This window comes from Nocardioides sp. (genome assembly GCF_050699375.1).
In the GTDB taxonomy this organism is placed as follows: domain Bacteria; phylum Actinomycetota; class Actinomycetes; order Propionibacteriales; family Nocardioidaceae; genus Nocardioides.
This window is the reverse complement of sequence record NZ_JBOHDN010000119.1, coordinates 25,708-38,170: the sequence shown is the minus strand read 5'-3', so window position 1 is coordinate 38,170 and position 12,463 is coordinate 25,708. Positions and strand designations below refer to the sequence as shown.

Below are 12,463 nucleotides of genomic sequence, written 5' to 3'. Positions count from 1 at the left end.
TGCCCGGACTGACCTTCGTGCCCAGGATCCGGTTCCGGATCCACCGGTGGGAGGTGACCGACATCGCCGTCCACGTACGCCACGGGTGGCTCACCGTCGTCGACGAGATCGTGCCGCTCTCCCGGGTGCAGACGGTCGACTCGACCCAGGGGCCGCTGATGCGGCACTTCGGGCTGCGTACGGTCAAGGTCTCCACCGCCTCCTCTGCCGGCACCGTCCAGATCGCCTGTCTCGACGACGCGCTCGCACTGGAGGTCGTCGCGAAGCTGGTGGCGATCACCGCCGCGACCCCTGAGGACGCGACGTGAGCACGCCGGACTCTCCCGAGGGGAAGGTCCCTGACGCGCAGGTCCCAGAGGCGAGGCCCGAGGATGCCCGGCCACAGGACGGCTATATCCAGGACGAAGAGTGGCAGCGGCTGGCCGGCTGGACGGCGGTCGTCAGCCCGATCTCGACGCTGCGCCAGGCGATCATCCCGGCCGCGGTCGGAGCCTTCGGTGCCGGCCAGGCCAACGTACTCATCGGTCTGGCGGTAGCACTCGGCATCGCGGTCATCGCTGCTGTGGTCGGCCTGATCCCGTGGCTGACCACCAGCTACCGCGTCACCGCGACCCATCTGGAGGTGCGCCGCGGCCTGCTCAACCGCACCACCCTGACCGCTCGCCTCGACCGGGTGCGCAGCGTCGACCTCAGCGCGAGCCTCGTCCACCGCGCCCTCGGCGTCACCAAGGTCAGTGTCGGCACCGGGGTCGACGAGGGTCAGATCGCCCTCGACTCACTGAACAAGGACGCCGCTGCCCGGCTGCGGCGCGAGCTGCTGCACGCGGCCCCGGGCGCGCCCGCCGCGCCCGCGGATGTCTCGACCGGCGCGGCAGGCCCGACAGGCTCCGCTACCGGTGAGGTCCCGTCAGGGGCGACCGTCGGCGACGCCCAGCGCTCAGCGGGCGTGACCGCCGAAGGCGAGACCATCGCCAAGCTCGACTGGTCCTGGATCAAGTACGCCCCGCTCAACCTCAAGAACCTGGCGATCGCGCTGGGTGGTCTGGCCGCCTTCTTCGGCGCCTTCTCAGACGTCATCCCATGGGAGCGGACGATCGGCATCCGGGTCGACGACGGCGAGATCAACGGCCGGCCGATCGACTCCTTCCTGCACATGCTGCTGATCGCGATCCCGATCGCCCTGGTCGTCGCGGTCCTGGTGTGGGCGATCGGCTCGTGCGTGGGCTACGCGGTGCGCTGGTGGGGCCTCCAGGTCGTGCGCGAGCAGGGCCGGGAGGGCACGACGCTGCGGCGCAGCTTCGGCCTGACCAGCACCCGCGCGACAACAGTGGAAGAGGCGAAGGTACGCGGCGCGACCTCCACCATCGGCCCGCTGATCGGTCTGGCCGGCGGCGCGGATCTCAACCTGCTGACGACCGGGCTCGAGGACAACTCGCCCGCGGTCCTGCCGACGGCTCCGGAGCGGGTCGTCACCGAGGTCGGCACGGACATCCTCGGCGAGGACGCGTTCTCGGCGGCGCTGACCGGTCACGGGCCGAGGCCTCGGCGGCGCTACTGGTTCCGGGCGGTCGTCGGCGCAGCCGTGTGGACGCTCGTCGCGCTGGTGCCGACGGTGCTGATCGGGGTCTTCGCCGACACCTGGATCTGGTGGCTCCCGGCCGGCCTGCTGCTGGTCTCGCTGGTCCTCAACCTGGTCGGCGCCGAGCTGCGCCACCGCCACCTCGGCCACGCACTCACCGATCGCTATCTGGTGGTCCGCGCCGGCTCCTACACGACGGCACGGACCGCGCTGCAGACCGACGGCATCATCGGCTGGCGGGTCAAGCAGACCTTCTTCGACCGCCGCATCGGACTCGCCCAGGTCATCGCGATGACGGCGGCGGGCCATGAGTACGTAGCCGTCCCGGACGTGCCGCTCGAGACGGCCGTCGCGCTCGCGACGGCGGCCACGCCGCGTACGGTCTCGGGATTCGTCGAATAACTGCTCGCCCTCGGGCCGGCGTCGATGGATGATCCGTCCATGACGATCCAGATCCGCCATCTGACCTTCGACTGCGCCGACGCCCGCAGGCTCGGGGAGTTCTGGTCGGCGGTCACCGGCTGGCACCTCTTCTACGACGAGGACCCGGAGGTCATCGTCGCGCGCAGCTTCCCGTCGACGGAGCTGATGTTCCTGTTCATCCCGGTGCCCGAGTCGAAGTCGGCGAAGAACCGGGTCCACATCGACATCAAGCCCGAGGACACCACCCGCGACGAGCTCGTCGAGCGAGCGCTCTCGCTCGGCGCCACCGTGTTCGGCGACCACCGCAGCGAGGACGGGACCGGCTTCGTCGCGCTCCGCGACCCGGAGGGCAACGAGTTCTGCATCGAGCGCGGCACCCACGAGACGGCCCCGAGCGGCCCGATGACCATCGGACTGAAGGTCTGACGCACCTCAGCGAGCAAGCACTCCGACCCGCCCGCCCGCACCGGCAGCCCAGCAGCTGCCCTTGACGCAGTCGATGACGTGGAAGCGGGTCTGGGCGGGGCCGAAGGGCTTCCAGGTCCGGCCGTTGTCGTGCGTGATGTCGCTGCCGTTGGGTCCGACCGCGATCGCGGTGCGGCCATGGACCCAGGCGACCGCCTCTCGGAACCCGCCCAGGTCAGAGGTGGAGTTCTTCCAGGTGCGGCCGCCGTTGGTGGAGTAGGCGGCACGGTCGACGCCGTCGTCCTCGAGCCCGAAGTCGCCGCCGACCGCGATCCCCTGGATCGGGTTGCGGAAGCCGAGCCCGAAGACGCCACCGGCCTCGCCGGGTGTCAGGGTCGAGTCGGCCGAGGACCAGGTGCGGCCGCCGTCGTGGGTGGCGTAGATGTTCGAGGCGGTGCCGCCACCGCCGAGCCAGGCGCTGCGGGCTCCGGCGGTGACCAGGCAGGTCCCGCTGGCCGAGTATCCGACCTCGCCGGGTGCCTCCAGTCCACTCGTGTCCGCGATCTCCCAGGTGTCGCCTCCGTCGTCGGTGGTGATGATCCGCCACTCGCCGTCGACCGGGTCGCTCATCGCGATCCCGCGCTTGCCGCCGGGCCAGAAGTCGACGCAGTTGTAGAACGCGGCGGGCTCGGCGGAGCGGAACGTCTCGGTCCAGGTCGCGCCAGCGTCGACGGTCTTGTAGATCCGGCTCGCCTCGCCCTCGCCGATGGAGAGCACGACGGCCTCGGTCGCAGACCTCGCCTCGACGTCGCGGAAGAGCAGCTCCTCGGATCCGGGCGGCGAGACGTCGTCCCAGGTGTGGCCGCCGTCCGTCGTACGGAACACGCCTCCGCCGTCCCCGCCGACCCATGCGGTCTTGGCGTCGAGAGCGTCCAGCGCCCGGAAGCCCTGGTCCGTGTCGACGTCCACAGGCGTCCAGTCGTACGCAGCTCCTGCCTGCGCCGAGGGCGCGAAGGTGAGCGTGGTGAGAGCGAGAGTGGCCGCCGCGACGGCTCCGACAACGATGCGCACGAGGTCACACTGGCCCTGCCGGAGCGTTCTGTCCACCGGTTCTCGGAATATGCAGCCGTCGGATCGTCGGGTTCCCGAGCGCTGCGATCATCAGCAGCGCCATCGCGGCTCCGTAGACCACGAACGGCACGGCGATCATCGTTGTCGACACCAATGCGCCGAAAGCGGCGTTCGCGCCGGGCATGAGTACATCGTCGCCCAGAGCCTGGATCGAGGCCATCCGACCGTGGTAGGTCGGGTCCACGACGCTTGCAAAGACCGCGCTCAGCACGGTCGACGCGGCTCCGGCGGTGACCCCGATCGCCACGCATCCGATGCTGGTGACGACTCGATCACCGAACCCCAACGAAACGATGGCGAGCCCCTGAACCACGAGCATCCCGAAGCCCCAGGCCGCGGGCCGTCTCGGTCTGAACGGCACGAACCCGATCGCACCGAGCACCGCCCCGGCGCCGACCAGCGAGCTCGCGAGACCGACCATCGAAGCACCCCATCCCTCCGCTTCGGCACGCACCGCGATCCCTAGCGTCAGCGCCGGTGTCACAGCGAGATTCAGCCCGGAGAGAGTCAACACCAACGTTCGCGTGACCGCTTCGTTCCTAAGGTATGCGAATCCCGCCTTGATACCGACGAGCGCAGGCTCGGCCGCCGCCCGCGGGAGCGCGAAGCGCGGGCGCAGGCGGAGGACGAACCCCGCATGGACCAAGAAGGTGATCGCATCGGCCAACGCGACCGCACCGATCCCCCACTGCGCGACCAGTACGCCGCCAAGCGCGGCCCCTCCCATCGTCCCAAGTCGCAGAGCCGTCTGAGCGACGCCGTAGTAGGCGGGCAGATCGTCAGGCCGGACGAGCTGGCGCGGCACCGTCGCCGACGACGGGTTGTAGAGAGCGTCGGCGACACCGAAACAGACTGCGGCGGTGACGAGCACGCCAACTGACAACGCATCCACAAAGGCGACCGCGGCAACAGCGATGACGACAAGCGCGCGAGCCAGGTTGGTGACCCGCATCAGCCGGATAGCATCGACACGGTCCGCGACGACTCCCCCGAGCAGGAGCACGAGGGCGCGTGGGATCGTCCCCGCGGCGACGATCAGTCCGGCAACGACCGGCGACGCCAGCTGCACCGCTGTCCACGCCACTGCCACCGTCCAGGCCGCGTCCCCACCACCGGAGAAAGCGCTGACGCCGATGTAGCCGTGGACCATTCGATCCTGCCGGAACGCCGGTGCCGCCTCGCTCACGGCTTGCTCGGGAATCCGCGAGCGAACACGTACACGGGTGCCCGCCGTTGGTGGTCGTCGTCGTTCGACTCCTTGACTCGGTGGCGCCACTTCCGCACCGTGTCGGCGACCTCATCGGCGAGCTCGGCCAACTCCGCTGGCGTTGCGAACGCCAAGAAGTCGCTCGAGAAGGCCGCCTTCCGCCACTCCTCCGGGGCTTTGTCCTGTCCTTTCAACCAGGTCGACAGCTTGCTCAGCTGGTGCTGAGTGCTCGACCGTTCAGCCTCCCGCGCCAGCATTCGCTCGCCGGCGTCATCGAAGTCCTCTACAGAGAACGACAGCGTGTCCTTCGCCAACCGCCACCAGCTCGTACGTCCGTCCTTGGCCAGTTCCGGCACGCGCTCGACGATGGCCGCACGCTCGAGCATCCGCAGATGATGACTGACGCTCCCGACCTGCTGGTCAAGCGCCCCGGCGATCGCGCCGACCTGGCTGGCCTCATGCAGGTAGAGGAACGAGATGATACGTCGTCGGGTCGGATGGTGAACGGCACGCACGGTCTCGATCGAGGTCATGACACTCATGCTGAGACAAGCCCATGAAACGTACAAGATCTCTTGTATATCTCGCCACCAGGACTGCAAGGCTCGTACGCCAGAGCCACCGGATCGGCCGCCATATCTGCGGACTCGGCGATTTCCTTCCGTGACCCGTTGGTAGCACCTAGAGTGAATCGCCGTCCCGCATACCCGCGGGGACACACGGGGAGGTTGTCATGGCCGGAGTCACGCTCACCAGAGGCAGAAAGCTCGCGATCGCAGCAGCGAGCCTTGCGACCGCGGCGACGGTCGTGGTGCCGTACGCAGGAAGCCAGGCGGCCGCGGAGCCGGTCCGGCCAGGCTCGATCGTGGCCAAGACACCGACCCAGCACGGCAAGATCACCTCGCTGATGCAGCACATGTCGCTCGAACAGAAGGTCGGCCAGCTCTTCGTCATCGAGGTCTACGGTCGCGACGCCAACAACGTCAGCGACTCCGCGAAGCAGAACAACCAGCGGCTCTACGGCGTGGACACCCCGGCGCAGGCGATCGCGAAGTACCAGCCCGGCGGGGTCATCTACTTCACCACCCGCGGCCCCGACAACATCGGTGACCCGGCGCAGGTGGCGACGCTCTCCAACGGTCTCCAGGACGCCGCGCTGGAGCACCGCCCCAAGATCCCGTTGAACATCGCGGTCGACCAGGAGGGCGGCGCGCTCGTTGCCCGCTTCGGCCCGGCCAGCGGTGCGACCCAGATGCCCGGCCAGATGGCGCTGGGAGCCAACGGCTCCACCGAGGACGCTGCCCGCTCGGCCGAGGTGATCGGCTCCGAGCTGGACGCCGTCGGCGTCACCCAGGACTACGCGCCCGTGGCTGACGTCAACCTCAACCCCAACAACCCGGTGATCGGGATCCGCTCGCCCGGTGCCGACTCGGCCGCGGTCTCCGACATCGTCGGCGCCGAGGTCGGTGGGTTCGACGACGGCGGCATCTCCTCGATCGCCAAGCACTTCCCCGGACACGGCGACACCGGCACCGACAGCCACTACGGCCTGCCCGAGGTGACCCACACCCGCGAGGAGCTCGAGGCGATCGACCTTCCTCCGTTCAAGGCGGCGATCGACGCCGGGATCGACGCGATCATGACGGCCCACGTGACCGTGCCCGCGATCGACCCCAGCGGAGAGCCGGCGACCATGTCCGAGCCGATCCTCACGGGTCTGCTCCGCGAGGAGATGGGCTTCGACGGCCTGATCGTCACCGACGCCCTCGACATGCAGGGTGCGTCCGAGACCTACCCGCCCGATGTCGCCCCGGTCGAGGCGTTCCTCGCCGGAGCCGACCAGCTGCTCATCCCACCGGAGATGGACACTGCGTACGCCGCGGTCCTCGACGCCGTCGAGGACCGAACCATCTCCCGCAAGCGCCTCGACCAGTCGGTCTACCGGATCTTGGAGCACAAGCTGGACAACGGCATCTTCCGGGATCCGTACGTCAACGCCGCCGCCGCTCCGGCCGTCTTCGACAACCCTCAGCACAAGGCCGACGCCCAGACGATCACCGACCGCACCACCACCCTGGTGAAGAACGACGACGACCTGCTGCCGCTGGCACCGGGCGCGAAGGACGTGCTCGTCGCCGGCTGGGGTGTCGGCACGACAGCCGGGATCGCGGCCGGGTTCCAGGAGCGCGGCGCGACCACCCAGGTGCTGGAGTCGGGCACCACCCCGACCGACGCGAAGATCGACGCTGCCGTCGCGGCCGCCGAGGGCAAGGACCTCGTCGTGGTGCCGACCAACAACGCCTGGCAGATCAACGCGACGACCGGTGAGCCGACGCCCGCGGCCGTGGCCCAGACCAAGCTCGTCAAGGCACTGCTCGCCACCGAAACCCCGGTAGTGGTGACCGCGATGCGCAACCCCTACGACGTCACCTCGTTCCCCGAGGCCGCGACCGTCCTCGACACCTACGGCTACACCTCCCACCAGCTGGAGTCTCTGGTCCGGGTGCTCTACGGCGAGGTCAACCCGAGCGGCAAGCTGCCGGTCGAGATCCCCGACCTCTACCCGCTGGGCCACGGGCTCTCCTACTGACACGCCGAGACGTTGGTTTCCTGGCGGCGATGGGTCGATCTCTGACACCGACTCGACGTCGGCTCGATCGCAGATTCCCGCCATGGCGGGATTGTGCGGCGTGAATCCCACCGGGTGCGACGCACTTTCCCGCCATGGCGGGAAAGTGCCACCCCCGCGAGCGCGGCGGTCAGGGGGCCGGCCAGATCACCTTGTTGGACTCGTCGACGACGGCCTCGGCGAAGGACGTGTCGAACCACGACGACGCCTGCTCGGGCGTGACCTTCTGCCCTGCGTACTTCGTCACGACCCCAGCCAGGGCGGCGACGTTGGCGGGGTCGACCGAGCCGAACCTGACCGGGAGCGGGTTGTCCGAGGCGACCTTGACCTCGGTGCGCCAGATGGCCGACTCGTGCTTCTCGTCGGACTCGGCACCGGCGCGCTCGTGCTGGTAGCCGATGCACTCCTCCACGTGCTCGGAGGCCGCGCAGTAGGCGTAGGCCTTGAACACGGCTCGTAGGACGTCCTGGGCCGCGGTGGGGTGCTTCTTCGCCCAGTCCGGGTTGACGGAGTAGGCACCCAGCGAGCCGGGTACGTCGAAGTCGGTCGGTTCCCAGACCTTCACGTCCTCGCCGGCGGCCTTGAGCTGGTTGGGCTCGTTGGAGACGAAGCCGACCAGGGCGTCGACCTGGCCACGCGGCAGGATGCCCGGGTCGTAGCCGACCTTGACCTGCTTCACCTTGGACATGTCGACCCCGGCCTCGGCGAGCATCGCCTGGACACCGACGGGCACCCAGCCCTTGTGACCGAGCGTCTTCCCCTCGAGGTCCTTGAGGTCGGTGATCGAGGTGCCCGTCATCAGCACGTCGAGGCCCGCGTTGGAGTAGGACGAGACACCGAGCACCTTCAGGCCGCTCGCGTTGGAGGTCATGATGTCCTGCTCCGAGAGTGGCCCGACCTGCACCTTCCCGGCGGCGATCAGCTTGGCGTTCTGGGAGACGTCGCCCGATCCGGGCTGGAGCTCGACGTCGAGGCAGAGATCGTTGAAGTAGCCGAGCTCATCCGCGGCGATGACCTCCATGATCGAGGCCGATGCCTGCCAGTAGTAGCCCGACATGTAGGTGATCGTCCCGGCGTCCTGGTTCTGCTCGCAGCGCTCGGCCGAGGCCGCGCTGCCCTGCTGACCGGCGGGCTCGTCCGCTGAGCCGCAGGCAGCCAGAGCACCGATGAGGACCGTCGATACGAGGGCAGCGAGGGACGGGCGAAGGCGAGACATCAGGGGCTCCTTGGAGATCAGGACTCGTGCCAGTGCAGGACTCGCCGCTCGGCGAGGGTCACGAACCAGAACAGCAGCGACCCGAGCGCCGCGAGGACGAAGATCGCTGCCCACACCGTAGCCAGTCTGTTCTGCGAGCTGGCCACCTGGATCACACTGCCGAGCCCGTCGGCCGAGCCCGCGGCGGAGAGCTCGGCCACGACGGCACCGATCAGCGAGAGCGGGAAGACGATCCGCAGGGACGCGAAGACGTAGGGCAGGGACGCCGGGACGCGCAGGTGCCGAAGTACCTCCAGCCGGCTCGCGGCCACCGTGCGGTAGACCTGCAGGACCGGCCCCGGCACCGCCCGCAGCCCGGTCGCCACGTTGATCAGGATCGGGAAGAAGCAGACCAGCGCGGTCAGGACGACCTTGGGCCCCATCCCGAACCCGAGCGCGACCACGAGCAGCGGCGCGATCGCCACCAGCGGCGTCACCGAGAGCACCACGGCGACCGGCATCACCGCTCGCCGAACCACCGCGACCTCGCTGACGACGACGGCGAGCACGAAGGCGGCCACGAACCCGATCCCCAGCCCCAACAATGCCTCGCTGAGCGTGACCAGGGTGTTCCCCAGGAAGTAGCCCGGGTCCTCGGCGAGCACGCCGGCGATGTCGCCGAGGGGCGCGAACAGGTAGGGCATCCGGCTCTCCCCCAGCCCCCACGCGAGCGCGAGCACGACGACGAGGAGGACGAAGGGAAGCCAGTACGCCGGCCGGAGCAGTCGTGTCCGGCGGCGCAGTCGGCGGGCGGCGAGCTGCTCGGGGGTGGGAACGACGAGATGTGGCCGCTTGTGAGGGGCCGGCTGCGTACCGGCTTGTGCGTCGGGCCGAAGGCTCACGAGACCACCTCGCCGTGGCTGAAGGCGTCCCTCAGGCTGTCGCGGAGGGCGAGCTCGAAGGCGTGGAACTCCGGCGAGGTGATGATCTCCTGGTGCCGCGGGCGGGGCAGGTCGATGTCGATGACGTCGGTGATCCGGCCCGGTCGCGGCGCCATCACCACGACCTTGTCCGACAACCTGACAGCCTCGGAGATCGAGTGGGTGACGAAGACGACCGTGGCCCGGGTCTGCTCCCACAGCTCGAGCAGCTGCTCCTGGAGCGCCTCGCGGGTGAACTCGTCGAGCGCACCGAAGGGCTCGTCGAGGAGGAGTACGTCCGGGCGCAGCCCGAAGGCACGTACGATCGCGGTCCTCTGCTTCATGCCACCAGAGAGCTCGGCCGGGAGCTTGTGGAGCGACTCCCCCAGGCCCACCTCGCGCAGCAACGCCTCGAGATCGGGGCGCCCGCCGTCACTGCCTCGGTTGCGGCGCCGGTTCGCACCGCGGCGGTTGACCCGGTGCGGGAGGGTCACGTTGCCGAGCACGCTCAGCCAGGGCAGCAGCGCCGGGGTCTGCGGCACGAACCCGAAGGCCTTCGCCTCAGCGGCCTCCCGCGGCGTCAGGCCGCACACGGTGACCTTGCCGGCATCGGGAGACTCCTGCCCGCTGATCAGCCGCAACAGCGTCGACTTGCCGCAGCCCGAGGGCCCGATGATGCTCACGAACGTGCCGGGATCGACGGTCAGATCGATGCCGTCGAGCGCGATCAGCTCTACGAGGTCGGCCCGCTCGTAGAGACGCCGGACCCCGTGCATCTCGATCGTCGCGCTGCCCACGCCTCAAACGTTAGTCCAAGACGGCTTCTGGATAGTCTGGCGGGCGTGCGTATCGCCACCTGGAACATCAACTCCATCCGCTCCCGCATCGACCGCGTCGAGGCATTCGTCGAGCGACACTCGATCGACGTGCTCGCCGTGCAGGAGACCAAGGCCAAGCCCGACCAGATCCCGACGATGGGGTTGGAGGCCCGCGGCTACGAGATCGCCTCGGTGGGGTATGACCAGTGGAACGGCGTGGCGCTGATCTCCCGTGTCGGACTGTCCGACATCCAGGTCGGCTTCGATGGGATGCCGTCTTTCAAGGACGTCGCGGAGGCCCGTGCCATCTCGGCATTCTGCGGAACGGAGGGGGCCGGCGGCGTACGTCTGACCTCGGTCTACGTCCCGAACGGCCGTAAGCCGGACGACCCGCACTACGCCTACAAGCTGGAGTGGCTGGCCGCGCTGCAGAAGGCCTCGCAGGCCTGGCACGACGCACCTTCGGCGATGGTCGGCGACTGGAACGTCTGCCCCCTCGACGAGGACTGCTTCGACCCCAAGCAGTTCGTCGGCAAGACCCACCTCACCCCCGCCGAGCGCGAGGCCTACTTCGCCATCGAGAAGGACTTCAAGGACGTCGTACGCCCGTACGTCCCGGGACCGGAGGCCTACACCTACTTCGACTACTACCGGCAGCGGTTCGAGCGCAACCGCGGGCTGCGCATCGACTTCGTCCTCGGCTCCCCCGCCTTCGCCTCCCGGGTCACGGGTGCCTTCGTCGACCTGGATGAGCGCAACCCCGCTATCGGCACCGGCTCGCCGTCCGACCACGCCCCGGTGATCGTCGACCTCGCCGACTGATGGAGACGCGATGAGCGCGGAGCGTCGGAGCACGCTCTGGTCGCGCGGAACGGTGTGCGCGATCCTCCTGCTCGCCACGGGCGCCGCGATGCTCCTGCACGCCCACCTGCCGTCGGCGCTAGGCATCGGCAGCCTGGTGGAGACGTTCCTGCCGTGGCTCGGTGCCGTCGCGGTGCTGCTCCTGCTCGTCGGCCTGGCGCGCCGGTCGGCGACCGCGGTCGTCGCGTTCATCGTGCCCGCCGCGGTCTGGGGTTGGATGTTCCACACCAAGCTCTCCGACGTTCCCGCCTCTCCTCACGACCTGGTCGTCGTCCAGCACAACGTGGGCGACACGAACACGGACATCACCAGGACCACGCGCGAGCTCCTCGCCGCCTCGCCCGACATCGTGACGCTGGACGAGGTGGTCCCCGAACGGGTCGACGACTACAGCCGGGCGCTCCGCGACGTTCTCCCCTACCAGGAGACGTACGGCACCGTCGGGGTCTGGTCGGCCCATCCTCTCCAGAACGCGACCCCTCTCGACCTGCGCCCCGCGGGCGTGGACGCCTCGTGGAGGCGGGGGCTGCGGGTCGAGACCAAACCGACCGAGGACGGACCGGTCGTCGCGGTCTATGCCGTGCACCTGCCCTCGGCCCGGCTGGGCGTCCGTGGGCTGGATGTCACGGCGCGTAACGGGAGCATCGACCTCCTGGCCGAGGCGCTGGAGGCCGACGACGCCGATGCCGTGATCGTCTCCGGCGATCTCAACGCGGACGCGGGTGACCGAGCACTGCGCTCGGTCACCTCGCAGGTCACCGAGCCCCAGGACCGCTTCGGGTTCACCTTTCCGGCAGCGCTCCCGGTCGTCCGGATCGACCATGTCTTCGCTCGCGGGGTCGAGATCGTGGACGTACGTCCCCTGGGTCGGACCGGGAGCGACCACCTGCCCGTCGTGGCGCTACTTCGGTGGCAATGACTCGGCCGTGGCGACGCCGCGACTCACCCAGTCGGCGAGCGCGTCGCCTCTCACCAGGTCGGCGGCCACGTTGACGTAGCCGGACATGGTCCTGGCGCCCATCGTCATCGGCTCCGCACCCGCGGCGATGGCGGTCTCGTAGGCCGACTTGCCGGTGCGTACGAGCAGGTCGTCGGGGCCGACGGCGCAGGCCATGTTGCCGTTCACCATGAACGCGAGTGCGCCGAACATCTGCTTCTCGGTGGTGCCGTCGGGCACGAGATCACGCACCCGCTCGGCCAGATCAACGTCGTAGGCCATACCTCCATGGAAACATGAACTCCCCCACCTCACACCCGCTGCGCGAATCGCGAAGCAATCGCAAGCAAAACTGTCG

General features: G+C 69.2%; 13 protein-coding genes. 6 read left to right on the top strand and 7 right to left on the bottom strand.

Features of this window, described 5'->3' with window-relative positions; genetic code table 11:
* The 3 genes from ACRDPS_RS08655 to ACRDPS_RS08645 all read left to right on the top strand — a co-directional run.
* Positions 1-308, top strand: a 308-nt coding sequence (locus ACRDPS_RS08655) for a PH domain-containing protein (RefSeq protein WP_431501220.1), incomplete at its 5' end; no start/stop codon positions are given.
* On the top strand, positions 305-1,981 hold the full coding sequence (locus ACRDPS_RS08650; RefSeq protein ID WP_431501219.1) for a PH domain-containing protein: 1,677 nt from the start codon (positions 305-307) through the stop codon (positions 1,979-1,981). The genes ACRDPS_RS08655 and ACRDPS_RS08650, both read left to right, overlap by 4 nt.
* 39 nt (positions 1,982-2,020) lie before the next feature.
* Positions 2,021-2,428 carry a VOC family protein gene (locus ACRDPS_RS08645; RefSeq protein WP_431501218.1) on the top strand — a complete coding sequence of 136 codons (408 nt, stop codon included), beginning with the start codon at positions 2,021-2,023 and terminating at the stop codon, positions 2,426-2,428.
* Positions 2,429-2,434: 6 nt separating this feature from the next.
* Here the strand turns inward: ACRDPS_RS08645 and ACRDPS_RS08640 are convergent, their stop codons facing one another.
* From ACRDPS_RS08640 to ACRDPS_RS08630, 3 genes are read right to left on the bottom strand one after another with little or no spacing between them, the layout of a single operon-like run.
* Positions 2,435-3,478 (bottom strand): WD40/YVTN/BNR-like repeat-containing protein, encoded by a 1,044-nt coding sequence (locus tag ACRDPS_RS08640; protein WP_431501217.1) that lies wholly within the window; start codon positions 3,476-3,478, stop codon positions 2,435-2,437.
* Positions 3,479-3,482: 4 nt separating this feature from the next.
* Entirely contained in the window at positions 3,483-4,724 is a 1,242-nt protein-coding gene (locus ACRDPS_RS08635; RefSeq protein WP_431501216.1) for an MFS transporter, read from the bottom strand.
* Positions 4,721-5,278, bottom strand: a complete 558-nt coding sequence (locus ACRDPS_RS08630; protein WP_431501215.1) for an ArsR/SmtB family transcription factor — start codon at positions 5,276-5,278, stop codon at positions 4,721-4,723. Before ACRDPS_RS08630 ends, ACRDPS_RS08635 begins: the two co-directional genes overlap by 4 nt.
* 200 nt (positions 5,279-5,478) lie before the next feature.
* On the opposite strand from ACRDPS_RS08630, the gene ACRDPS_RS08625 reads away from it, so the two are divergent.
* Positions 5,479-7,335, top strand: coding sequence for a glycoside hydrolase family 3 protein (locus tag ACRDPS_RS08625; RefSeq protein ID WP_431501214.1), 1,857 nt, complete (start codon positions 5,479-5,481; stop codon positions 7,333-7,335).
* A 169-nt stretch (positions 7,336-7,504) separates the two neighbouring features.
* On the opposite strand, the gene ACRDPS_RS08620 is transcribed toward ACRDPS_RS08625, so the two are convergent.
* Genes ACRDPS_RS08620 through ACRDPS_RS08610 form a run of 3 tightly spaced genes read right to left on the bottom strand, consistent with a single transcriptional unit; the run spans position 7,505 to position 10,286 of the window.
* Positions 7,505-8,590 (bottom strand): ABC transporter substrate-binding protein, encoded by a 1,086-nt coding sequence (locus tag ACRDPS_RS08620; RefSeq protein WP_431501213.1) that lies wholly within the window; start codon positions 8,588-8,590, stop codon positions 7,505-7,507.
* Positions 8,591-8,607: 17 nt separating this feature from the next.
* Positions 8,608-9,471, bottom strand: a complete 864-nt coding sequence (locus ACRDPS_RS08615; RefSeq protein ID WP_431501212.1) for an ABC transporter permease — start codon at positions 9,469-9,471, stop codon at positions 8,608-8,610.
* On the bottom strand, positions 9,468-10,286 hold the full coding sequence (locus ACRDPS_RS08610; protein WP_431501211.1) for an ABC transporter ATP-binding protein: 819 nt from the start codon (positions 10,284-10,286) through the stop codon (positions 9,468-9,470). Before ACRDPS_RS08610 ends, ACRDPS_RS08615 begins: the two co-directional genes overlap by 4 nt.
* Positions 10,287-10,331: 45 nt before the next feature.
* Here ACRDPS_RS08610 and ACRDPS_RS08605 point away from each other — a divergent pair, with 45 nt between their 5' ends.
* Together ACRDPS_RS08605 and ACRDPS_RS08600 are read left to right on the top strand one after the other, a co-directional pair.
* On the top strand, positions 10,332-11,129 hold the full coding sequence (locus ACRDPS_RS08605; RefSeq protein ID WP_431501210.1) for an exodeoxyribonuclease III: 798 nt from the start codon (positions 10,332-10,334) through the stop codon (positions 11,127-11,129).
* Positions 11,130-11,139: 10 nt separating this feature from the next.
* Entirely contained in the window at positions 11,140-12,087 is a 948-nt protein-coding gene (locus tag ACRDPS_RS08600; RefSeq protein ID WP_431501209.1) for an endonuclease/exonuclease/phosphatase family protein, read from the top strand.
* Here ACRDPS_RS08600 and ACRDPS_RS08595 read toward each other — a convergent pair.
* Positions 12,070-12,387 (bottom strand): TfoX/Sxy family protein, encoded by a 318-nt coding sequence (locus ACRDPS_RS08595; protein ID WP_431501208.1) that lies wholly within the window; start codon positions 12,385-12,387, stop codon positions 12,070-12,072. The genes ACRDPS_RS08600 and ACRDPS_RS08595 overlap by 18 nt on opposite strands.
* Positions 12,388-12,463 lie beyond the last annotated feature (76 nt).

Bases quoted from the DNA above. Each gene is read 5' to 3' on its own strand.
- ACRDPS_RS08620 (WP_431501213.1), bottom strand. From the start codon at position 8,590: ATGTCTCGCCTTCGCCCGTCCCTCGCTGCCCTCGTATCGACGGTCCTC.
- ACRDPS_RS08600 (WP_431501209.1), top strand. From the start codon at position 11,140: ATGAGCGCGGAGCGTCGGAGCACGCTCTGGTCGCGCGGAACGGTGTGC.
- ACRDPS_RS08625 (WP_431501214.1), top strand. From the start codon at position 5,479: ATGGCCGGAGTCACGCTCACCAGAGGCAGAAAGCTCGCGATCGCAGCA.
- ACRDPS_RS08630 (WP_431501215.1), bottom strand. From the start codon at position 5,278: ATGACCTCGATCGAGACCGTGCGTGCCGTTCACCATCCGACCCGACGA.
- ACRDPS_RS08645 (WP_431501218.1), top strand. From the start codon at position 2,021: ATGACGATCCAGATCCGCCATCTGACCTTCGACTGCGCCGACGCCCGC.
- ACRDPS_RS08595 (WP_431501208.1), bottom strand. From the start codon at position 12,387: ATGGCCTACGACGTTGATCTGGCCGAGCGGGTGCGTGATCTCGTGCCC.